Raw genomic sequence first — 21,052 nt, 5'->3', positions numbered from 1 at the left:
CGCGCATCACAGATTTCCTTCCGGGTTTGTCGGTGCCGGCCGATACCGTGGTGTTCTCGTTACCGAGCGTGGGAGGTGGGGTGCGCAGGTCGTTCAAGTTCCTGCTGCGCCCCACCGGCAGGCAGGCCGCCGCGCTCACGCGGTGCCTGGAAGACCACCGGGAGCTGTGCAACGCCGCTCTCGAACACCGCCGTACGGCCTACCGCAAAGCCGGGGTGAGGGTGCGTTACGGCGGCCAGTCGGCGGAGCTGAAGCACATCCGCGCCGACGACCCCGGCGGTCAGGGCCGGTGGTCGTTCTCCTCCCAGCAGGCCACCCTGCGTCGGCTGGACAAGGCATTCAAGGCGTTCTTCGCCCGCGTGAAAGCAGGCCGCACGCCAGGGTTTCCCCGTTTCAAGGGGCGGGGCTGGTTCGACACGGTCGAGTGGCCCAAGGACGGTGACGGGTGCCGGTGGGACTCCCAGCCCTGCCACCCGACCGCCACGTTCGTGCGGTTGCAGGGCGTCGGGCATGTCCGGGTCCACCAGCACCGCCGTGTGCTGGGCACCGTCAAGACGATCAGCATCAAGCGGGAAGGCGCCCGCTGGTTCGTCGTGCTGTCGTGTGCCGACGTGCCCGCCGTGACGCTGCCCGCGACGGGGACGGTGGCCGGGATCGACATGGGAGTCGCGTCGCTGGTGACGACCAGTGATGGTGAACATCTGGTCAACCCGCGCCATCTCGCCGTGACCGCTGATCGTCTGGCGGCGGCACAGCGTGACCTTGCCCGTAAGAAACGGGGCGGTAAGCGGCGGCGTAAGGCCGTCGCTCGTGTGGCTGCTTTGCACGCGAAGGTGCGGCGGCAACGCCTCGACGGGGCGCACAAGGCTGCGCTCGCGCTGGTCCGCGACCACGACGTGATCGTGCACGAAGCACTCAAGGTCACCAACATGACCAAGCGGGCCATACCCCGACCGGATGGCAACGGCGGCTACCTGCCCAACGGTGCCGCCGCGAAGTCCGGGCTGAATCGTTCGATCTTGGATGCGGGTTGGGGGGTGTTCCTGACGATCCTGTCGCACAAGGTTGAAAGCGCCGGTCGAGAGCTGATCGCGGTCGACCCTGCCGACACCTCCCGCACGTGTGCCGCATGCGGGCATTGTGCGCGTGAGAACCGCGTCACCCAGGCCGCGTTCCGATGTACGGGGTGCGGGCACACCGCGTACGCCGACGTGAACGCGGCTGTCAACATCTTGAGGGCAGGGCTTGCCCTTCGCGACGCTGCGGAAGCGGCCTAGCGAGAAGCCGCTTCCTTCAGGGAGCGGAGGAGTCACGGTGTCCAGTATGCGGCGCGGGCGGCCTTACCGGGCGGTCAGAAACCGAACGAGCGCCCGATGATCTCCTTCATGATCTCTGTGGTGCCGCCGTAGATCGTCTGCACCCGGCTGTCCAGCCACGCCTTGGCGACCGGATACTCCATCATGTAGCCGTAGCCGCCGTGCAACTGCAGGCAGCGGTCGATGGCCTTGGTCTGCAGCTCGGTGGTCCACCACTTGGCCTTGGCCGCGTCCACGGCGGTCAGCTCGCGGGCGTTGAGCGCGCGGATGCACTTGTCGACGTAGTGGCGGGCGATCTCGGTCTCGGTGGCCAGCTCCGCCAGGACGAACCGGGTGTTCTGGAACGACCCGATGCTCCGGCCGAACGCCTGGCGGGACTTGCAGTATTCGACGGTCTGCTTCAGCACGGCCTCGGCAGCGGCCACCGCCGCCACGGCGATCGACAGGCGCTCCTGGGGCAGGTTGTTCATGAGCTGGACGAAGCCCTCGCCGTCGCGGGGGCCGAGGCGGTTGGCGGCGGGCACGCGTACGTTCTCGAAGAACAGCTCGGCCGTGTCCTGGGCCTTCATGCCGACCTTCTCCAGGTTGCGCCCTCGGGAGAAGCCCTCCATGCCCCGCTCCACGACCAGCAGCGTCGTCCCCCTGGCGCCCGCCGCGGGGTCGGTCTTGGCCACCACGACGACGAGGTCGGCGTTGACGCCGTTCGTGATGAACGTCTTCTGCCCGTTGACCAGGTAGTGGTCGCCCTCGCGGAGCGCCGTGGTCCTGATGCCCTGCAGGTCGCTGCCGGCCCCGGGCTCGCTCATCGCGATGGCCGTGATCAGCTCCCCGCCGGCGAAACCGGGCAGCCACCGCTGCTTCTGCGCGTCGTCGGTCAGATCCACCAGGTACGGGGCCAGGACGTCGTTGTGCAGCGAGAACCCGAGCCCGGTCACCCCCTGCCGCATGATCTCCTCGACGATGACCGCGTTGTAGCGGAAGTCGGTGATCCCCGCGCCGCCGAACTCCTCCGGCACCGAGAACCCGAACATGCCGAGCTCGCCGGCCTTCTTCCAGACCTCGCGCGGCACGATGCCGTCCTGCTCCCACTGACCGTGGTGGGGCACGACCTCGCGGGCCATGAATTCCCGTACGGTCTCGCGGAAGAGAAGGTGCTCCTCGTCGAAGAGGTCTCGCTGCATCGGTGCCTCGCCTCCCGAATGGAATTCTGTTACTCGCAGGTATACCCCGATTTCCGGCGCGGCGGGCGCCCCGGACACGGGTTCATCACAAGTACCGGACGAAGCCAGTTTTGCCATGTGTTGCAGGGGTTTTCGACCCTAAGATCTACCCTCGGTCCTTCCTTGGGTGATCGGAGTCTTCCGTGAGTCGATGGCGCAAGGCGTTACTCGCTGCTTCGGTGGGTGTGGCCGCATCCGCGGCATTCGTGGTGACCTCTTCGATCCCCGGCCAGGCTCAGGCCTCCCTGATCGCCGAGTACCACTGCACGGGAGGCGTCGCGGGGGACGGCGTGGACCTCGAAGCCGCGATCACGCCGCAGATCGAAGGCGGCCTGATGAACGTCCGTTGGAACGTTACCTACAAGGACCCGGCGGACGGCTTCGGCTCGCCCGGCTTCTCCCCTGCGGGCTCCCTGCTCAGTCTCGACGGCGTCGTGGACATCAGCGGCGCCTGGAACGGTCAGCTCCGGCCTCAGGGCGGCAAGGAGCAGGAAGCCCTGGAGGAGGGAAACATCCTCGACCTTCCCGAGGGCTTATCGGACCAGGGCTCGATCGAGCGCGGAGGAACCATCCGCTTCAAGCCCGGCGCCCTGTTCGTCAGGTTCACGCCCGCCGAGGGCGAGAAGATGGTCAACAACGACAACGAGGCGATCGACTACGCCGGGTCCTGGGCGGAGGAAGGCACCAACGCCCCGCTCGACGACTGGGACAACGACCTGCACAAGACCAGCTCGGCGGGCGCCATCGCGGAGTTGGAGTTCACCGGCACCAAGGTGGCCTACATCGGCAGGCGCGCCCCGGGCCTCGGGCCGGTCGAGGTGTTCCTCGACGGAAGTTCCAAGGGCCAGATCGAGCCGGGCAAGGTCGGCGGGGAAGAGGCGACGGAGATCCAGACCCAGGAGGTTCTCTGGGAGTCCGGGCAGCTCGCATATGGGCCGCACACCATCCGGATCGAGAATGTCATCGAGGCCAAGGACGCCTATCTGGACGCGTTCCGGGTGACCACCGGGGGCATCACCACGCCGCCGACCCACAACGAGGCAACGTGCGAGCGGACGAGCGGTCCTGACGCCATCGATGTCACCGTCCCGGGCCCCTCCGAGACGCCCCCGACGGACCCGCCTGGCGAGGAGGACCCCGGCGAGGAGGACCCGGGTGAGGAGGACCCGCCCGCTGAGGACCCCACCGCGTCCGAGTCGGCCTCGCAGAGCAGCCCCGACACCCTCGGCCACATAAGCGTGGTCGTGCAGGGCTCGGAGTCGCCCACCCCCAGGGCCACCGGCCCGACCGCGACCAGGTACGCCAGGGCGCAGGTGGCCAACACACCCCAGGGCGGTGTGGACACCGGTGAGGCGCCGGATCCGGTCGGTCCGCCGTTCGGGTTCATGGCCGGCGGAGCGTTGCTGCTGATGGGCAGCGTCGGCGGCGGGCTGATGCTGCGCCGGCGCACGGGCGCGCACGTGGGAGGAGTGAAGTGATGGCCGAGCAGGAGAAGGCGGAGAAGCCGGCGAAGCCGGAGCAGACGCCGATGCAGCGGGCGCTGCCCGGGCTGCTGGTCGCCGGCTCCCTGGGCGGCGTCGGCATCGTCATGGTGAGCCTGCTCTCGCTGGTGGCGCCTCAGGCGGAGGACAGCTCAGGCACGCTCGCGGCGGCCAAGACCGAGCCGACGAAGGTAGAAGTGGTGAACGCTGGTGCCTTCGTGCTCGCGGAGACCGTCGGCCCCGGCGGCGAGAACGTGCCCCTGACCGCGGCCCGCCCGGAGGCATCCCCGCCGCTGGCGGCGGCGCCCTTCGTCTCCCCGTTCACGCCGGCCAAGACCAAGACCGCCAAGGCCAAGGTCAAGCCGATCCGCATCAAGATCCCCAAGATCAAGGTCAACGCCCCCATCGGCGCCGTGGGCATGACCAAGGGCAAGCTGGGCGTCCCGCCGCTGAGCAAGCCGGGCCTGACCGGCTGGTACAACTCCGCGCCGCTGCCCGGCGACATCGGCCCCGCGATCATCAACGGCCACGTGAGCACCCGCCAGGGCCCCGCCGTCTTCCAGCGCCTGCGGGAGCTGGCCAAGGGCGACCAGATCTACGTCTACCGGTCTGACAAGAAGGTCGCCCGCTTCACGGTGAGCGGGATCGAGCAGGCAGGCAAGAAGGCGTTCCCGACATCCCGCGTGTACGGGTCCACGAATGACTCTCAACTGAGGCTCATCACCTGTGGCGGGGTCTTCAGCTCCAAGGACCACCACTACTCGGACAACATCATCGTGTACGCAACGTTGTCGAAGAAGAAGGGCTGAGGAGGAAGTTGGGGCGGTTTTGGCCGTTTACCGGAAGTTGACAGGGACAGTTCGTAGGATCTCTACCTAGCTGTGACCAACGGCTGGAATTCTGGCACGACTGTTGCCAATGGTGTGAAACGGAGATGGACTCGTGCTTACGTCCCAGGCGTGGCGCCGCCTCGCCCACAAGACCTCGACCCTGGGGCTCGCGAGCACGCTCATCGCCTTCGTCGGCTCGGTCTTCATACTCTCGACGCCGACAGCAGCCTCGGCAGACGTGACCAAGCAGTTCAGCTACACGTGTAGTAACGGGCCCTTCACCAACCCGACGCTCCAGGTCGGCCTCAGTGCACCGGACTCGGTAACGGCAGGCCAGACCTTCGAATTGAAGGTGAACATCCCAACGCTCACACTCACTGACGGTCCTCAGACGGCGACCACAGTGCAGGCCACGTTGGCGCTGACGCCAACGGGCGGCACTGTCACCGACACAGGTCCGAAGACCGGTGCGCAGGTCCCGGCCAATACGACCGATGTCCAGGCAAGCAGCGTGGTGTACAAGGTCTCCGTGGCCGCCGCAACGACGTCCAAGGTCAGCGTGCGGCCCGGTGAGTTGCGGCTTGCTCTGGCAAACGCTTCGACCGTCGCAACAACGTGCACTCCGAGCTCCACCACCGAGGTCCTTGACGTGCCCATCGGGACGGGTGGCGGTGGCAACAACGGGGATGAAGTCGTCACCTACAACTGCAACCTCTCTCCCGACACCGCCAGCGACCCCGAGGACGACTATCCCGCTGAGGTCGACATCAGGGTCGCAATGACGACGCCGACCAACGCCACCGCCAACGCGGACGCCCAGATCACCTGGACGAACACCATCGAAACTGGCAGTGACCCGCTGCCGATCCCCACTGGTTTCCCCACCGGCACCCCGAAGATCTTCGCCACTGTCAAGGCGAGCGGTGCGGGTTCGCCGGCCAGCGCGAGCGGGGAAGCCAGCCTCACCGGCGTTACGGGCAACGAAATAAGGACCATCTCCAGCGTCACCGTGAAGCTCAAGCCCACCAGCACCGGCACGGTGACCCTCACCCCTGGTGACCTGGTCTTCGGTGCCGCAACGACCGGCACCACGACCGCTCCGGCGATCAAGTGCACGGCTCCCACGACCAACCTCCCGACCTTCACGTTCCAGGTGGCGGCCGCCACGTCGAGTCCGACCCCCACCAACACCACTCCCACCCCGACCAACACCACCCCCACTCCCACGGGCACGAGAACCAGCACCGCGACGGTGACGGTTACGCCCACCAGTCGGAGGACCTCCCAGACCCCCAAGGCCGGGGCGGACACCGGTGGCGGTGGCATGATGGGTCCTGACGGTCGGATGTTCATCCTGACCGGCACCGTCCTGATCGGCGCCGCCGCGGCCGGCGGTCTGATCATGCGTCGTCGTTCCATCCGAGGTTGACGGAAGTGGCCGGGCATTACTCGTACGGCGGCGAGCAGGTGCCGCCGCCGCAGGACAAGAGCAGCACGGCGCTGAGGACCGTGCTGATCGCGGCTGCCATCGTCGGTGTCGTGACCGTCGTGGCCGGCCTGCTGATCGTGCTCAGGTCCCCCGACGAGTACGGCCTGGCCGCCAACAGGGACACCCTGGATCTCCAGGTGCAGCCGGACGGGAAGGCGTCAGGGGAGCCGCAGCAGGCGCTGTTCCAGGCGGACCCGGATGTGCCGCCGCCGTTGCCGGAGATCCACCCGGCCCCGCCGATGCTGCCCTCCACCCCCGTCCGGATCGTGATCAAGCGGCTGGGGATCAACGCCCCGGTCGAGTCCGTCGGGCTGGAGAAGGACGGCACGATCGAGGTGCCGGCGGCCAACGACCCCAACCTGGTCGGGTGGTACCGGAACATGTCCACCCCGGGGGAGAAGGGCCCGGCGGTGCTGCTCGGGCACAAGGACACCCGGACGCGCCCCGCCGTGTTCAGCCGTCTCTACCAGATCAAGAACGGCGACACCATCGAGGTCAAGCGGCAGGACAGGACCACCGCCGTCTTCACGGTCGGCGGGGTCGAGCAGGCCAGCAAGAAGACGTTCCCGACGCAGCGCGTCTACGGGGCACAGGAGAACGCCCAGCTCCACCTCATCACCTGCGGCGGCACGTACGACCGCAGCATCGGGCACTACAACGACAACATCATCGTCTACGCGACGATGACTAGGTCCTATCGAAGCTGAGCGCGGAGGCGGGCATGGGCTGGATGGCGAAGCGGCGACTGCGTACTGGCCCGACGGCGGTCCTGCCCGCCAAACCCGATCCGGGCGAGCTGTTGCGCATCCTCCAGCTCGCCGACCCGAGCGCCAGGCAGGACGGCGACGACATCGTGGCGTCCGACGTCCGGGTGTGCGCCCCGGTGGAGGCCGAGGCCGAGCTGACGGGCGGCGAGCTGGAGAATGCCTGGGCGGTCAGGGTGGCCGCCGAGGGGCCGCTCCCGCTGAACTTCTTCGACCGCTACCTCGCCGAGGGCCTGGCCTTCCGGCTCAAGGGCCTGGCGGTGACCCGGGGTGAGGTGAGCGACCCGGCCGACGGCGAGGGGTACGGGCCCGCCGTCATCCTCCCGGCCCGCCCCACGGCCGAGGAGCTGGCCCCGCTGCTGGAGCCGCAGGAGGACGACGAGTTCACGTTCGTCGCGGGGGACGTCAAGGCCGTACTGGTCCCGGAGAAGGGCCGGCCGCCGGTCGCGCAGGAACTGCTGCCCTTCGCCACCGAACTGACCGCGATCGAGCTGCGCGGCGACGAGCCGGTCAAGCTGGGGACGCTGGCCCTGGAGCTGTCGGAGGCGCTGAACGGCCTGGCCGTGGACCGGTGGCGGTTCAGGATCGACGTGGCGGAGGACCTGGAGCCGCCCGCCTGAAGCCCAGAACGTCGTTCTGCTGTAGTCTGCCCCTAGTAACCGAATAATGCTCGGTTTCAGGAGGCACCGTGGCAGAGGCGTACATCGTCGGGGCGGTCCGCACCCCCGTCGGCAAGAAGAAGGGCGGTCTGTCCACCGTCCACCCCACTGACCTGGCCGCTCACACGCTGAGGGCGCTGGTCGACCGCACCGGGGTCGATCCCGAGGCGGTCGAGGACGTGATCATGGGGTGCGTCATGCAGTTCGGCCCCCAGAGCATGGACATCGCGCGCAATGCCTGGTTGTCGGCGGGGTTGCCGGAGACCACCGCCGGGGTGACCATCGACCGGCAGTGCGGCTCCTCGCAGCAGTCGATCCACTTCGCCGCCCAGGGGGTCATGTCGGGCACCCAGGACCTCGTGGTGGCGGCCGGTGTCGAGTCGATGAGCATCGTCCCCATGGGCTCGCCGATCACGGCCGCGCTGGAGAAGGGCATGCCCTTCCCGTTCGGCGACAAGTGGGTCGAACGGTATGGCAAGCAGGAGATCTCGCAGTTCCGCGGCGCGGAGCTGATGTGCGAGAAGTGGGGCTACACGCGCGAGGTGCTGGAGCAGTACGCCTTCGAGTCCCACCAGCGGGCCGCCAAGGCCGTCGCGAACGGCTACTTCAGGGACCAGATCGCGCCCGTCAACGGGGTCGAGGACGACGAGGGCCCGCGGGCCGACACGACCCTGGAGAAGATGGCCGGGCTGAAGACCCTCAAGGAGGGCGGGCAGATCACCGCCGCCACCTCCTCGCAGATCTCCGACGGCGCGGGCGCGGTGCTGATCGCCTCCGAGCAGGCGGTCAGGGAGCACGGGCTGACCCCGCGCGCCCGCATCCACCAGCTCGCGCTCATGGGCGACGACCCGGTCTACATGCTGACCGCGCCCATCCCCGCCACCCAGCGGGCGCTGAAGAAGGCGGGCATGTCGATCGATGAGATCGACGTCGTGGAGATCAACGAGGCGTTCGCGCCGGTGCCGCTGGCCTGGATGAAGGAGCTCGGCGCCGACCCGGCCCGGGTCAATCCCAACGGCGGCGCGATCGCGCTCGGCCACCCGCTCGGCGGCACGGGCGCGATCCTGATGACCAAGCTGCTGCACGAGCTGGAGCGCTCGGGCGGCCGGTACGGACTCCAGACGATGTGCGAGGGCGGCGGCCAGGCCAACGTCACGATCATCGAACGGCTCTGAGAAAGGGTGCGGGCGCCGCCTCCAGGCGTACGGGGGAGGCGACGCCCGCTAACTACCATCCCGGTAGTTGTCTAGCGGCCCTTCGGCGGGATGCGGCGGGGCGGCATGATCGGCCGCTGCGGCATCTTGGGCATCGGCCGCGTCAGGGGCAGGTGCGGAACGCCCTTTTTCTTACTGGCACGAACTCGCATGCGGAAGGCTCCTTTACGTAACTCACGACGCCGGCTCGATGGATAGGCCGGTCGGCAAGCCCGCGTCTCGATGGACTGGGTCAGGGTGCGAATTACAGGTAAAGGCGCATGTCCATGACGGTAGGGGGTCGCCGCCACCCCGTGCAACCGAATTAAATCCAGCCCCGGCGGCGCAGACCGCCGTCAAGCGGGCAGTACTCAGGGCACAGGAGGGCGCATCGTCGGGAGGTGCCATGACCCAGCACGCCAAGGCCGAGCACGCCAAATACGCCGAGTCGCGGGAGGTCGGCGAGCAGGCCCGCGAGAAGGAGTGGACGCGGCCCAGCTTCGCCAAACAGCTCTACCTCGGTGACTTCCGGCTGGATCTGGTGCATCCGGTGCCGACGCTGTCCGGCGAGGCGGCCCAGCGGGGCGAGGAGTTCGTCCGGGCCGTACGGCGCTACCTGGACGCGCACGTCGATCCCGCGCTCATCGAACGGACCGCCCAGGTGCCCGACGAGGTGGTGAAGGGCCTGGCCAGGCTCGGGGCGTTCGGGATCACCATCGGCGAGGAGTACGGCGGCCTGGGGCTCCCCTACCTGTACTACTGCCGCGCTCTCATGCTCGTCGGCTCCTACTGCCCGGCGCTGGCCACGCTGCTGTCGGCGCACCAGTCGATCGGGGTGCCGCAGCCGCTCAAGCTGTTCGGCACCGAGGAGCAGAAGCGGGAGTTCCTGCCCAGGTGCGCCGCGGGCGAGATCTCGGCGTTCCTGCTGACCGAGCCCGACGTCGGCTCCGACCCCGCCCGCCTGTCCACCACCGCCGTCCGCGACGGTGACGACTACGTGCTCGACGGCGTCAAGCTGTGGACGACGAACGGCGTCGTCGCCGACCTCCTGGTCGTCATGGCCAGGACGGGCAAGAAGATCAGCGCGTTCGTGGTCGAGGCCGATTCCCCGGGCATCACGGTAAAGCGGCGCAACGGCTTCATGGGGCTGCGCGGGATCGAGAACGGCGTCACCGAGTTCTCGCAGGTCAGGGTGCCGGCCAAGAACCTCATCGGGCGCGAGGGCGAGGGCCTGAAGATCGCGCTCACCACGCTGAACACCGGCCGCCTGTCCCTGCCGGCCACCTGCGCGGGCAACGCCAAGTGGGCCGTCAAGATCGCCCGCGAGTGGTGCGGCGAGCGCGTCCAGTGGGGGCGCAACATCGGCCGGCACGAGGCCGTGGCCACCAAGGTCGCCTTCGTCGCGGCCACCGCGTACGCGCTCGAAGCCGTCTGCGAACTCACCAGCCGCCTGGCCGACGACCGGCGCAACGACATCAGGATCGAGGCCGCCCTGGCCAAGCTCTACGCCTCCGAGATGGGCTACCGGGTGCTGGACGAGCTGGTCCAGCTCAGGGGCGGGCGCGGCTACGAGACCGCCGAGTCGCTCGTGGCCCGCGGCGAGCGCGGCGTGCCCGCCGAGCAGATGCTGCGCGACTCCCGCATCAACCGCATCTTCGAGGGCTCCTCGGAGATCATGCACCTGATGATCACTCGGGAGGCCGTGGACGCCCACCTGTCGGCCGCCGGCGAGCTGATCAACCCCGAGGCCTCCCGCCAGGAGCGCGCCCAGGCCCTGCGCCGGGCCAGCCGTTTCTACGCCAAGTGGCTGCCGACCCTGGTGGCGGGCACCGGCAACCTGCCGACCTCGTACGCGGAGTTCGGCCCGCTGGCAGGGCACCTGCGCTTCGTGGAGCGGACCAGCAGGAAGCTGGCCAGGTCCACCTTCTACGGCATGTCCCGCTGGCAGGGCAGGCTGGAGCACAAGCAGTCGTTCCTCGGCCGGATCGTGGACATCGGGGCCGAGCTGTTCGCCATGACGGCCGCCTGCGTCAAGGCGGAGGAGGACTCCAGGGATCTCGGGCGCCGGCCGTACGAGCTGGCCGACACGTTCTGCCAGCAGGCCCGCCGCCGCGTGGAGTCGCTGTTCGAGCGGCTCTGGGACAACAGCGACACCCAGGACGTGCGGCTGGCCTCCTACGTGCTGGAGGGCCGCTACGGCTTCCTGGAGGAGGGCATTCTCGACCCGTCCGTGGACGGGCCGTGGATCGGCACGCCGCAGGGAGGGGAGAGCGTCCGGCGCAAGATCGTCTGATATCCGGTCTAGACCGGGGTCGCCTCCAATCCCGCCTGAGTGTTGTCAAACCGAGATGATCCGGTATAGACCGCCTCGTGAACCCGGGCTTACGCTGGCGCAAACGTGTTGAGCCGTGGCTCGCACGCCCCATTCCCCTGGGCGGGGTCCGTTGGCTGGTACGGACCAGCGTCGCCCGTCCGACGAGAAGGCGGTATCTCCAGTGAACATGAAGCTTGCAGGTGGCGCCGCGCTCGGCCTCGCCACGTTGCTGGTCCTGGCCGGTTGCGGCTCCGGCGGCTCGGGTGGCGGGGGAGACGACCAGGCGTCCGCCGGCGGCCAGGTCACGCTGAAGATGGTCGCCGCCGACTACGGCGACGGCCCCGGCAAGCCGAACTCGGGCGAGACGTTCTGGAAGGGCGTCGTGGACGAGTTCCAGGCGGCCAACCCCAACATCAAGGTCGATGTCACCGTCATCAACTGGAACGACATCGACAAGCAGGTCGCCACCATGGTCCAGAACGGCCAGGTGCCCGACATCCTGCAGACCGGCGACTATTCCGGCTTCGTCTCCGACGGCCTGCTCTACAAGGTGGACGAGGTCCTGTCCCCGAACGTCTCCGGCGACATGCTGCAGAAGTTCGCCGAGTTCGGCAAGGTGGACGGCACCGCGTACGGCATCCCGTTCGTCTCCTCGGCCCGCGCCCTGTTCTACAACAAGGACCTGTTCTCCAAGGCCGGCGTCGCCGAGCCGCCGAAGACCTGGGACGAGCTCAAGGCCGCCGCCGAGAAGCTGAAGGCGGCCGGCGTGACGCAGCCGTTCGGCCTGCCGCTCGGTCAGGAGGAGGCCCAGGCCGAGTCGTTCCTGTGGATGCTCGGCAACGGTGGCGCCTACAAGGACGCATCCGGCAAGTGGGCGATCAACTCGCCGCAGAACGTCGAGACGTTCACCTACCTGAAGGGCCTCGTCGACGCGGGCCTGACCACCCCGAACCCCGGCACCAAGGACCGCAAGACCGTCTGGGAGGACTTCGGCGCCGGCAAGGTCGGCATGGTCAACGGCGGCCCCATGTCCATCCCGATCTTCGACGCGGCCGGCCTGAAGAACTACGGCATCGTGCCGATCCCCGGCAAGTCCGGCCCGCTCGACACCACGCTCGGCGTCATGGACTGGATCATGGCCTTCAACAAGAACGGCCACGCCGCCGAGATCAAGAAGTTCTTCGACTTCTTCTACACCGGCAGCGCCGCGCAGAAGATCTCCGACCTCTACAAGCTGCTGCCCGTCACCAACGGCGGCCTGCAGAAGCTGGGCAGCGACGAGAAGCTCAAGCCGTTCCTCGACGCGCTGCCCAACGCCAGCTTCTACCCGTTCCAGGACCACCAGTGGCCCGCGGTGAGCGCGGCGATCAAGCAGACCATCGGCGGGGCCGTCGCGGACGATCCGGCCAAGGTCCTCGGTGACCTGCAGAAGACCGCCGAAGCGGCCGGCTGATCCGAGCTGGCAGGCGCACGGCCGGCGGACGCGCCGGCCGTGCCCTCGTGGAAGGTAATACATGAGAAGGTTGCGCGCCCTGGAGCCCCTCGCCTGGGTCGGGCCCGCCGTGGTGCTGATCGCGCTGGTCGTGCTCTGGCCCGTGATCGAGATGATCAGGTCGTCGTTCCTCAAGATCAGCCGGTTCGGCATCGTGCAGGGGGGCAACGGGACGGCCAACTACGACAAGCTGTTCGGCGAGCAGGACTTCGCCGACATCATGGTGCGTAGCGTGATCTGGGTGGTAGCGGTCGTCGTGCTCACCGTGCTGATCTCGCTGGCCCTCGCCCAGCTCTTCAACCAGCGGTTCCCGCTGCGCAAGGTGGCCCGCTGGGCGCTGATCGCGCCGTGGGCGGCCTCGGTGCTGATGACGGCGATCATCTTCAAGTGGATGCTCGACCCCGAGGTCGGGGTGATCAACCAGATCCGGGTGAAACTGGGGCTGATCGACGCGATGGGCGGGGCCGCGGCCGACCAGCTCGGTGACGCCGCCACGGCCATGCCCTGGCTGGTGTTCGTGGCGATCTTCGTGTCGGTGCCGTTCACCACGTACGCGCTGCTGGCCGGGCTGGCGACCATCCCCGCCGACGTCTATGAGGCGGCCAAGATGGACGGCGCCGGGCGGATGCGTACGTACTGGTCGATCACGCTGCCGCTGCTGCGCCCAGCGCTCACCGTGGCGGCCCTGATCAACATCATGAACGTCTTCAACAGCTTCCCGATCATCTGGGCGATGACCCACGGCCAGCCGGGCTACTCGACGGCCACCTCGACCATCTTCATGTTCATTCTCAAGGGCTCGGACATCGGTGAGTCGGCCGCCATGTCCGTCGTCAACTTCGCCATGGTGATCGTGCTGACCGTGATCTTCCTCAAGGTGTCGCGCTGGAACAAGGAGGTGGCGTGATGGCCGTCGGCACGGCACCGGCGCGGGCCACCGAGCCGCGCCCGCACGTCAGGCCGGTCGCGCCGCGCCGGATGCCCCGGCTCAAGACGGTGATCGTCGCGGCCGCCGCCTACGTCGTCTCGTTCCTCTTCCTATTCCCGTACCTGGTGATGCTGCTCACCTCGCTGCGCTCCCAGGAGTCGCTGCGGGACGTGTCGTTCTGGCCGAAGGAGTGGGTCTGGTCCAACCTCGCCGACTTCTGGACCAGCGGGCTGGCCGGGAACCTGTGGGTGACGCTGAAGGTCGCCGCGGGCTCGACGGTGCTGGTGCTGCTGGTGGCGTTGCCGGCGGCGTACTACTCGGCCCGGCACAACTTCCGGGGGCGCACCGCGTTCCTGATCCTGGTGCTGATCACCCAGATGTTCCAGCCCACGGCCATGCTGGTCGGCATCTACCGGGAGTTCTTCCAGTTCGGGCTGGTGGACTCGATCTGGTCGCTGATCCTGGTCAACGGGGGGTTCAACCTGGCGTTCGCGGTGTGGATCCTGAACGCGTACTTCGCCTCGATCCCGCGGGAGCTGGAGGAGGCGGCGTTCATCGACGGGAACGGGCGCTTCGGGGCGCTGTTCCGGATCACGCTGCCGCTGGCCCTGCCGGGGGTCATCACCGCGCTGATCTTCACGTTCATCGCCGCCTGGAACGAGTTCGTGGTCGCGCTGACCCTGACCACGACGCCGGAGAACCAGCCGCTGACCGTGGCTCTCAACTCCTTCATCGGCCAGTATCAGGTGGACTGGCAGAACCTGTTCGCCGGCTCCGTGATCGCCACCATCCCGGTGATCATCCTGTTCGCCCTGATCGAGCGGAAGGTGGTCGGCGGGCTCACCGCCGGTTCGATCAAGTGACCCCGGCCGCCACTGTCACGCGGTGGCGGCCCGGGCGGGCGCCTATCCGGGCACGCGGGCCACGCAGAACACCGTCTGGCCGAACGGCGGGCGGATGAAACGCTCGATCAGGCGGGTCAGCGGGACCACCGTACGGTCGTAGACCTTGACCAGGCGCGGGTCGGGGTAGCCGACACCGCCCCGGCGCACGGCCGCCCACCAGGCGATGCCGCCCAGGAAGTTGATCGGCTTGAGCACGTCGACGTCGAGCCCGGCCTTGGCGACCGTCCGGCCGAGCGTCTTCGGTGTGTAACGCTGGACGTGGCCGACCTTGCGGTCGAAGTCGCCGTAGAGCTGCGGGTAGCCGGGCACCCAGATGATGATCCGCCCGCCCGGCTGCGTGACGCGCGCCAGCGAGCGCAGGGCCTCGGCGTCCTCCTCGATGTGCTCCAGGACGTTCATCAGGACGACGGTGTCGACCTTGTCCTCCAGCGGGATGTCGGTGGGCAGGCCGAACTGCAGCACCCCGATCTCGTCGCGGTCGGCGAAGCGCTTCTCCAACTGCTCGACGCAGTAGGGGTCGAAGTCGCTCACGACCAGCCGGTCGAGCCGGGGCAGGAACTGCTCCGCGAAGTGGCCGAGCCCCGAGCCGATCTCCAGCATCGAGCGGCCGACATGGGGTGCGACCATGTCGAACTCGTACTGCCGGTAGTTCTTGGCCTCGTCCCCACCCAGGTGGTTCTCCAGGGCCTCGTCACCGGCCGCCGGTTGCACTACACGGTCATACCCAGAAGACATAATCCCGTTCCTTCAAGGGGCTCATGAGATTTTGGAGATTGCCCGAGTCTAATGCCGGTTCACTGAGGTTCGACTGTTCTCCGTGAGTCGCCCGTCACTGAACGAAGGTCTCCCATCTTGCCCGGTATCCCGGTGCGGGGTTGACTCTTCATGGTCGCCAGCCCCGCCGGGAGGAGGCTCACGACCGGGCTTCACGTCTCCCGGCCGCTCCCGGCGACACGCCGCCCCACCAGCGCGGCAAGGAACGCCAACCGGCCGTTTCGCACCCCACCGACCCACCACCGACAAATCTTGATAAATACATGACCAACAGCTCAGAACCCTTCCCGGCGTGGCCTCCGATGCGGTGGAATCTGACTCGCGATGAACGACGACGAGGCGGTCGCCCGCGCCCTCGACGGTGACCTCTCGGCCTACGAGACGCTGGTCGCCCGCTACAGCGTGCTCGCCCACCGCACCGCCGCCCTGCTCGGCGCGGGCGACGAGGCCGAGGACGTGGTGCAGGAGGCGTTCGTCAAGGCGTTCCGGCATCTGGCGTCCTTCCGCCGGGACGCGCCCTTCCGGCCGTGGCTGCTGCGCATCGTGGCCAACGAGACGCACAACCTGACCCGGTCGCGGGGGCGCCGCTCCGAGCTCACCGTACGGCTCGGCGCCACGGTCGAGCTCACGGCCCCCGATGACCCCGAGGGCGCGGCCGTGGCCGCCGACCGGCGGGCGCGCCTGCTGGCGGCCGTACGGGGGTTGCCCGAGCGGGAACGCCAGGCCGTCGTCTGCCGGTACTTCTTACAACTGACGGAAGCGGAAACCGCGCAGGTGCTCGACTGGCCCGTCGGCACCGTGAAGTCCAGCACCCATCGGGGGCTGGCCCGGCTGAGGGAGGAGGTGGGCAATGAACTCGCCTGAGCCTTACGACGACCTGGAGGCCGAACTGCTGGCCCTGGGCGACCTTCTCGACGTCCCCAGCCCGCCTCCGGCCGACGTGGCCGCCGCCGTCCGCGCCCGCCTCGAATCCACCCCCGGATCCACCCCCGGATCCACCCCCGAATCCACTTCGGAGGACGGAACCCGGGAGCCCGCGGAGGACGACGAGGGGCCGGATCCGGAGCACGGGCCCTTCACCGGGACAGTCGGGCCGCGCCCCGGATCGGTCGGGCCGCGCCCCGGGACGCCGGGGCGGCGGGACGACAGCCGCCGGCCGCCGGCGCGGCGGGGCAGGCGGGCGCGGTGGAAGATCGTCGCGGCCGTGGTGATCGTCGTCATCGCCGTCACCGCCGCCACCCCTCAGGGACGGGCGGCCGTGGCGCACATCCTGCGCCTGGCCGGGATCGAGATCCAGCTCGGCGCCACCCCGCCCGAGCCCGTCACCACCACGGCACCCCTGCCCGGCGAGCGCACCATCTCCGGGCAGGAGCCTCCCCGCGGGGTGACGTTCCAGATCATGAGGCCGGCCGAGCTCGGCGCGCCGCAGCGGACCACGGTCGCCGACGGCAACCGCATCGTGTCGATGTTCTGGCCGGGCGGCATCCGGTTCGACCAGTTCCAGGAGATGGACGCGTTCTTCTTCAAGAAGCTCGCCCCGCCCATGCCCGAGTACACCAGGGTCGGCCCGTACATGGCCTGGTGGTTGTCCGGCGAGCACCCCCTGGGCTACATCAAGCGCCAGGACGGCACCGAGGTGCCCCTGCGCCAGGCCGCCGCCACCCTCATCTGGCAGCAGGGCTCCGTCAGCTACCGGCTGGAAGGCGTCAAGACCCGCGAGGAGGCCGTGCGCATCGCCGGGTCACTCAGGTGAAAGCCATTCGTCCACGCCCTTGAGCAACTCGTTGCGCACCGCTTCGGGGGCCGCCGACGCGCGTACGGACTGGCGGGCCAGCTCGGCCACCTCGGCCTCGCCGAAGCCGAGGACGTCGCGGGCCAGTTCGTACTGGCGCAACAGCCGCGTGCCGAACAGCAACGGGTCATCGGCCCCCAGCGCGATCGGCACGCCCGCGTCGAACATCCGCCGCACCGGCACGTCGGCGGCCCGCTCGGCCACCCCCAGCCCCACGTTGGAGGTCGGGCAGACCTCGCAGGGGATCTGCCGGTCGGCCAGCCGCTCCAGCAGTCGCGCGTCCTCCGCCGCGCGCACCCCGTGCCCCACCCGGTCGGCGCCCAGGTCGTCCACGCACTGCGCCACGCTGCGCGGCCCCATCAGCTCGCCCCCGTGCGGCACGGACAGCAGCCCGCCCCGCCTGGCGATCCTGAAGGCCCGCTCGAAGTCGCGCGCCTCGCCCCGCCGCTCGTCGTTGGACAGCCCGAACCCCACCACGCCCTGGTCGGCGTACTGGACGGCGAGCCGGGCCAGCGTGTTCGCGTCGAGCGGATGCCGGGTCCGGTTGGCCGCCACGATCACCGCCATCCCGATCCCCGCGTGCCGCGCCGCCTGGTGGACCGCGTCCAGCATCAGCTCCAGCGTGGCCGTCAGCCCGCCGAACCGCTGCGCGTATCCCGACGGGTCCACCTGGATCTCCAGCCACCGCGACCCGGCCGCCACCTCGTCCTCCGCCGTCTCGCGGACCAGCCGGTAGACGTATTCGGGCCGGGTCAGCACCGACCTGGCGATGTCGTACAGCCGCTGGAACCTGAACCACCCGCGCTCGTCCGTCGCCCGCAGCTTGGGCGGCCAGTCCTGCTCCAGGGCGTCGGGCAGGTGCAGCCCCTGCTCCCTGGCCAGCTCGATCAGCGTGGAATGTCGCATGGAGCCGGTGAAGTGCAGATGGAGATGGGCTTTGGGGAGCATGTTCAGGGGCCGTGCCATTGGCATATCTTGCCACTCAACCTCGGCCGGGACTCGCGCGTTGAGGAGGGCGAAAGGGGACCCTCACTCATGACAGGCGACGACGAGGCGGCGTGCGAGGAGTTTCTCGCCGCTCGGAGCACCGCGCTGCCTCGACTGCCTGCCGGAAGGGCTCGTATGGGGCAGGTGTGCCTGAGCCCCGGCTACGTCAAGGAGGTCGACGGCCCGGCCGAGCTGAAGAAGATCGTGGAAGGCGTTGGGATGACTTCGGGCGGGGATGGCCGTGGTCTTGGGCAGGGAGGCCGGCGGAACGCACGATAGGGATCAGCCCGGATGGGGAACCACGCATGCATGATCCCTCAAGGGCGGGAACTCGGGCCGGGATGGCGTGCGGTGCTCGCCGTGCTGGCGTCGGGACTGACGGCCCTGTGCATCCACGCCATCTTCGCCTCGGGGTTCGGGCGGGTCCCGTCCGCCGGCCGCGGCACGCCCCAGCCCGGGCCGCCCTCGGCCTTCGGACGGCAACCGCCGCCGCCCGTTCCGGAGGGGCGGCCCCGCCCTGAGCCCGCGCTCGCGGTGGTCTCCGGCGACTTCTGGCTCACCTACCTGCCCGACGGGCTCGAACGCCGCGGCGGGGGAGCGATCCGCCGGGAACCGGGTGTGGCGGGAGAATGGGCCAGGTTCCGGTCGGCCGGCGGGTTCGTCGAGGCCCGGGTCGAGCGCGGCGCCGTGGCCGGCGGGTGGGCGAGCTACCGGGAGCGGGTAGCCGTACGGGGGGGCAGGGCCGTCACCGTACGCGGCAGGCCCGCGGTGGCCGGCCGGCATCCGCGCGGCGGGCTGGTGATCGCCTGGCTGGAACGCGCGGGCACCGGCGCGTGGATCCGCGTCAGCGATTCCCTGAGCAGGGATTTGGTCGCTATCGCCGCCTCGGTCAAGACTCTGTAGGAGACTGGCCGCCTCTGTCCGGCTCCTGTAGTCCTGTTGGACCGGATATCCCGTCTACGTCATGGGGGGTCGATGCGGCGCCTGGCAGCGATGCTCCTCATGCTCGCCGTGTTCGGGCTCACGGCCTGCGGCGGTGGCGAGGTGCCCGAGCACCGCGACACGCCGCCACCGCCCAAACCGGCCGCCACCCGCAAGGGCAGCTCGCTGGCCTGCGGCGCCACCCGGGTGCGGTTTCCCGCCATGCCCAAGGGGCTGGTCCGGGCCGGATCGTTCACCCGCCTCGGGTCGCTCACCCGGCGGCACGAGGTCAGGGGGGTGATCTGGGAGGAGAGCCTGGAGCGGGTGTACCTGGGCGTGGTGTGCGGGGTGAGGACGGCCGAGCAGTTCGCCACGCTGGTCGCCGGGTCGCGGCTGACGGCGTACAAGGGCGGGCCGGCGTTGCGGTGGACGACCCGTACGGGGCTGCGCAACTTCATGTGGCTGGAGCGGCCGGGCACCGCGATCTACATCGGCACGACGCCCGGCCTGGCCACCCTGATCAAGCAGTTCGCGGCCGGGGTCGAGCAGACCCCGGAGCACTGAGACCTCGGGGCCTCGGGCGCCACCAGAGCCTCACCTGGCTCGGGCGCCACCACGGCCTCAACGAGCCTTGCGGAGCGGCGCCACTGGGGCCTCAGCGGGCCTCGGACAGCAGCTTGCCCAGGCGGCTGACGCCCTCGGCCAGGTCGTCGTCGCCCAGCGCGTAGGACAGGCGGAAGTAGCCCGGCGTGCCGAAAGCCTCACCCGGGACGACCGCGACCTCGGCTTCCTCCAGGATCAGCTCCGCCAGCTCGGCGGAGGACTGGGGCCGGCGGCCGCGCAACTCCTTGCCGATCAGCTCCTTGACCGCCGGATATGCGTAGAACGCCCCCTTAGGTTCGGGGCAGAACACGCCCGGGATCTCGTTGAGCATCCGAACGATCGTCTGGCGCCGCCGGTCGAAGGCCGTGCGCATCTCCGCCACCGCCGACAGATCGCCGGAAACCGCGGCCAGCGCGGCCATCTGGGCCACGTTGGAGACATTGGAGGTGGCGTGCGACTGCAGGTTGGTCGCGGCCTTGACCACGTCGGCCGGGCCGATCAGCCAGCCGACCCGCCAGCCCGTCATCGCGTAGGTCTTGGCCACGCCGTTGAGGATCACGACCCGGTCGGCCAGCTCCGGCACGGCCGTGGCGATGCTGGTGAACTCGGTGCCGCCGTAAACGAGGTGCTCGTAGATCTCGTCGGTGACGACCCACAGGCCGTGCCCGGCCGCCCAGCGGCCGATCGCCACGGTCTCCTCGCGCGAGTAGACCGCGCCCGTCGGGTTGGACGGCGAGACGAACAGCAGCACCTTCGTACGCTCGGTGCGCGCGGCCTCAAGCTGCTCGACGCTCGCCAGGTAGCCGGTGGACTCGTCGGTCACGACATCGACCTGCACGCCGCCGGCCAGCTTGACGGCCTCGGGATAGGTCGTCCAGTAGGGGGCCACGACCAGGACCTCGTCACCGGGGTCGAGCAGCGTGGCGAACGCCTCGTACACCGCCTGCTTACCGCCGTTGGTGATCAGCACCTGGGACGCCTCGGCCGCGTAGCCCGAGTCGCGGCGCGTCTTGTCGGCGACCGCCTTGCGCAGCTCGGGCAGGCCGCCCGCCGGGGTGTACTTGTGGAAGCGCGGTGTGCGCGCCGCCTCGATCGCCGCCTCGACGATGTAGTCGGGCGTCGGGAAGTCGGGCTCGCCCGCGCCGAAGCCGATGACGGGGCGTCCCGCGGCCTTCATCGCCTTGGCCTTGGCGTCCACGGCGAGTGTGGCGGACTCGGAGATCGCGGAGATTCTTGCGGAGATTCGGGATCGGGTGGACATATGTCCATGGTCCCACGTGGTCGTGACCTGCGGGATCGGTATTCGGTTCGACGTACCAGGCATTCCCCCGTATGCTTTCGCGTGGTCCTTCCGCCGCATGTCGGCGAGCGGTTCGGTCCAGGC

19 protein-coding genes are annotated in these 21,052 nt (G+C 69.2%); 15 read left to right on the top strand and 4 right to left on the bottom strand.

Features of this window, described 5'->3' with window-relative positions:
- Positions 1-80: 80 nt before the first annotated feature.
- A complete protein-coding gene (locus tag ABGB18_RS41835; protein WP_347701239.1) occupies positions 81-1,277 on the top strand; it encodes a transposase in 1,197 nt (398 codons plus the stop codon).
- A 74-nt stretch (positions 1,278-1,351) separates the two neighbouring features.
- Here the strand turns inward: ABGB18_RS41835 and ABGB18_RS41830 are convergent, their stop codons facing one another.
- Positions 1,352-2,497, bottom strand: a complete 1,146-nt coding sequence (locus ABGB18_RS41830; RefSeq protein WP_347701238.1) for an acyl-CoA dehydrogenase family protein — start codon at positions 2,495-2,497, stop codon at positions 1,352-1,354.
- Positions 2,498-2,679: 182 nt separating this feature from the next.
- Here ABGB18_RS41830 and ABGB18_RS41825 point away from each other — a divergent pair, with 182 nt between their 5' ends.
- The 10 genes from ABGB18_RS41825 to ABGB18_RS41780 all read left to right on the top strand — a co-directional run bounded on the left by ABGB18_RS41825 (position 2,680) and on the right by ABGB18_RS41780 (position 14,549).
- Positions 2,680-4,014 (top strand): hypothetical protein, encoded by a 1,335-nt coding sequence (locus tag ABGB18_RS41825; protein WP_347701237.1) that lies wholly within the window; start codon positions 2,680-2,682, stop codon positions 4,012-4,014.
- Positions 4,014-4,826 (top strand): class F sortase, encoded by an 813-nt coding sequence (locus tag ABGB18_RS41820; protein ID WP_347701236.1) that lies wholly within the window; start codon positions 4,014-4,016, stop codon positions 4,824-4,826. Before ABGB18_RS41825 ends, ABGB18_RS41820 begins: the two co-directional genes overlap by 1 nt.
- A gap of 133 nt (positions 4,827-4,959) precedes the next feature.
- Complete coding sequence (locus ABGB18_RS41815) at positions 4,960-6,276, top strand: hypothetical protein (RefSeq protein ID WP_347701235.1); 1,317 nt, start codon at positions 4,960-4,962, stop codon at positions 6,274-6,276.
- Positions 6,277-6,281: 5 nt separating this feature from the next.
- Positions 6,282-7,043, top strand: a complete 762-nt coding sequence (locus ABGB18_RS41810) for a class F sortase (protein ID WP_347701234.1) — start codon at positions 6,282-6,284, stop codon at positions 7,041-7,043.
- Positions 7,044-7,057: 14 nt separating this feature from the next.
- Positions 7,058-7,720 carry a hypothetical protein gene (locus ABGB18_RS41805; protein WP_347701233.1) on the top strand — a complete coding sequence of 221 codons (663 nt, stop codon included), beginning with the start codon at positions 7,058-7,060 and terminating at the stop codon, positions 7,718-7,720.
- A 68-nt stretch (positions 7,721-7,788) separates the two neighbouring features.
- Positions 7,789-8,934, top strand: coding sequence for an acetyl-CoA C-acetyltransferase (locus tag ABGB18_RS41800; RefSeq protein ID WP_347701232.1), 1,146 nt, complete (start codon positions 7,789-7,791; stop codon positions 8,932-8,934).
- A gap of 424 nt (positions 8,935-9,358) precedes the next feature.
- On the top strand, positions 9,359-11,245 hold the full coding sequence (locus ABGB18_RS41795; RefSeq protein WP_347701231.1) for an acyl-CoA dehydrogenase family protein: 1,887 nt from the start codon (positions 9,359-9,361) through the stop codon (positions 11,243-11,245).
- A 208-nt stretch (positions 11,246-11,453) separates the two neighbouring features.
- Positions 11,454-12,719 (top strand): extracellular solute-binding protein, encoded by a 1,266-nt coding sequence (locus ABGB18_RS41790; RefSeq protein WP_347701230.1) that lies wholly within the window; start codon positions 11,454-11,456, stop codon positions 12,717-12,719.
- Between the two features lie 61 nt (positions 12,720-12,780).
- Positions 12,781-13,665: a sugar ABC transporter permease gene (locus ABGB18_RS41785; protein WP_347701229.1), complete on the top strand. Its 885-nt coding sequence runs from the start codon at positions 12,781-12,783 to the stop codon at positions 13,663-13,665.
- Positions 13,665-14,549 carry a carbohydrate ABC transporter permease gene (locus tag ABGB18_RS41780; RefSeq protein WP_347701228.1) on the top strand — a complete coding sequence of 295 codons (885 nt, stop codon included), beginning with the start codon at positions 13,665-13,667 and terminating at the stop codon, positions 14,547-14,549. The genes ABGB18_RS41785 and ABGB18_RS41780 overlap by 1 nt, the downstream gene beginning before the upstream one ends.
- 42 nt (positions 14,550-14,591) lie before the next feature.
- On the opposite strand, the gene ABGB18_RS41775 is transcribed toward ABGB18_RS41780, so the two are convergent.
- Positions 14,592-15,326 carry a class I SAM-dependent methyltransferase gene (locus ABGB18_RS41775; RefSeq protein ID WP_347701227.1) on the bottom strand — a complete coding sequence of 245 codons (735 nt, stop codon included), beginning with the start codon at positions 15,324-15,326 and terminating at the stop codon, positions 14,592-14,594.
- A gap of 363 nt (positions 15,327-15,689) precedes the next feature.
- Here ABGB18_RS41775 and ABGB18_RS41770 point away from each other — a divergent pair, with 363 nt between their 5' ends.
- Both ABGB18_RS41770 and ABGB18_RS41765 read left to right on the top strand, forming a co-directional pair.
- Entirely contained in the window at positions 15,690-16,229 is a 540-nt protein-coding gene (locus tag ABGB18_RS41770) for an RNA polymerase sigma factor (RefSeq protein ID WP_347701226.1), read from the top strand.
- Positions 16,216-17,118: a hypothetical protein gene (locus ABGB18_RS41765; RefSeq protein ID WP_347701225.1), complete on the top strand. Its 903-nt coding sequence runs from the start codon at positions 16,216-16,218 to the stop codon at positions 17,116-17,118. The genes ABGB18_RS41770 and ABGB18_RS41765 overlap by 14 nt, the downstream gene beginning before the upstream one ends.
- Here ABGB18_RS41765 and ABGB18_RS41760 read toward each other — a convergent pair.
- Positions 17,107-18,123: an adenosine deaminase gene (locus ABGB18_RS41760; protein WP_347701224.1), complete on the bottom strand. Its 1,017-nt coding sequence runs from the start codon at positions 18,121-18,123 to the stop codon at positions 17,107-17,109. The genes ABGB18_RS41765 and ABGB18_RS41760 overlap by 12 nt on opposite strands.
- 330 nt (positions 18,124-18,453) lie before the next feature.
- On the opposite strand from ABGB18_RS41760, the gene ABGB18_RS41755 reads away from it, so the two are divergent.
- Together ABGB18_RS41755 and ABGB18_RS41750 are read left to right on the top strand one after the other, a co-directional pair.
- Positions 18,454-19,047 carry a hypothetical protein gene (locus tag ABGB18_RS41755; RefSeq protein WP_347701223.1) on the top strand — a complete coding sequence of 198 codons (594 nt, stop codon included), beginning with the start codon at positions 18,454-18,456 and terminating at the stop codon, positions 19,045-19,047.
- Positions 19,048-19,119: 72 nt separating this feature from the next.
- Complete coding sequence (locus tag ABGB18_RS41750; protein ID WP_347701222.1) at positions 19,120-19,629, top strand: hypothetical protein; 510 nt, start codon at positions 19,120-19,122, stop codon at positions 19,627-19,629.
- Positions 19,630-19,720: 91 nt separating this feature from the next.
- On the opposite strand, the gene ABGB18_RS41745 is transcribed toward ABGB18_RS41750, so the two are convergent.
- Positions 19,721-20,929: a pyridoxal phosphate-dependent aminotransferase gene (locus tag ABGB18_RS41745; protein WP_347701221.1), complete on the bottom strand. Its 1,209-nt coding sequence runs from the start codon at positions 20,927-20,929 to the stop codon at positions 19,721-19,723.
- Positions 20,930-21,052 lie beyond the last annotated feature (123 nt).

Source organism: Nonomuraea sp. B12E4 (assembly GCF_039871825.1).
Lineage (GTDB): Bacteria > Actinomycetota > Actinomycetes > Streptosporangiales > Streptosporangiaceae > Nonomuraea.
The sequence above is the reverse complement of the archived record's forward strand: the minus strand, read 5'-3'. Positions and strand labels throughout refer to the sequence as shown.

Excerpts from the sequence above, each read along its gene's own strand:
- ABGB18_RS41830 (WP_347701238.1), bottom strand. The coding sequence starts at position 2,497 with ATGCAGCGAGACCTCTTCGACGAGGAGCACCTTCTCTTCCGCGAGACC.
- ABGB18_RS41820 (WP_347701236.1), top strand. The coding sequence starts at position 4,014 with ATGGCCGAGCAGGAGAAGGCGGAGAAGCCGGCGAAGCCGGAGCAGACG.
- ABGB18_RS41805 (WP_347701233.1), top strand. The coding sequence starts at position 7,058 with ATGGGCTGGATGGCGAAGCGGCGACTGCGTACTGGCCCGACGGCGGTC.
- ABGB18_RS41795 (WP_347701231.1), top strand. The coding sequence starts at position 9,359 with ATGACCCAGCACGCCAAGGCCGAGCACGCCAAATACGCCGAGTCGCGG.
- ABGB18_RS41790 (WP_347701230.1), top strand. The coding sequence starts at position 11,454 with ATGAAGCTTGCAGGTGGCGCCGCGCTCGGCCTCGCCACGTTGCTGGTC.
- ABGB18_RS41785 (WP_347701229.1), top strand. The coding sequence starts at position 12,781 with ATGAGAAGGTTGCGCGCCCTGGAGCCCCTCGCCTGGGTCGGGCCCGCC.
- ABGB18_RS41780 (WP_347701228.1), top strand. The coding sequence starts at position 13,665 with ATGGCCGTCGGCACGGCACCGGCGCGGGCCACCGAGCCGCGCCCGCAC.
- ABGB18_RS41775 (WP_347701227.1), bottom strand. The coding sequence starts at position 15,326 with ATGTCTTCTGGGTATGACCGTGTAGTGCAACCGGCGGCCGGTGACGAG.
- ABGB18_RS41770 (WP_347701226.1), top strand. The coding sequence starts at position 15,690 with ATGAACGACGACGAGGCGGTCGCCCGCGCCCTCGACGGTGACCTCTCG.
- ABGB18_RS41765 (WP_347701225.1), top strand. The coding sequence starts at position 16,216 with ATGAACTCGCCTGAGCCTTACGACGACCTGGAGGCCGAACTGCTGGCC.
- ABGB18_RS41760 (WP_347701224.1), bottom strand. The coding sequence starts at position 18,123 with ATGGCACGGCCCCTGAACATGCTCCCCAAAGCCCATCTCCATCTGCAC.
- ABGB18_RS41755 (WP_347701223.1), top strand. The coding sequence starts at position 18,454 with ATGATCCCTCAAGGGCGGGAACTCGGGCCGGGATGGCGTGCGGTGCTC.
- ABGB18_RS41750 (WP_347701222.1), top strand. The coding sequence starts at position 19,120 with ATGCGGCGCCTGGCAGCGATGCTCCTCATGCTCGCCGTGTTCGGGCTC.
- ABGB18_RS41745 (WP_347701221.1), bottom strand. The coding sequence starts at position 20,929 with ATGTCCACCCGATCCCGAATCTCCGCAAGAATCTCCGCGATCTCCGAG.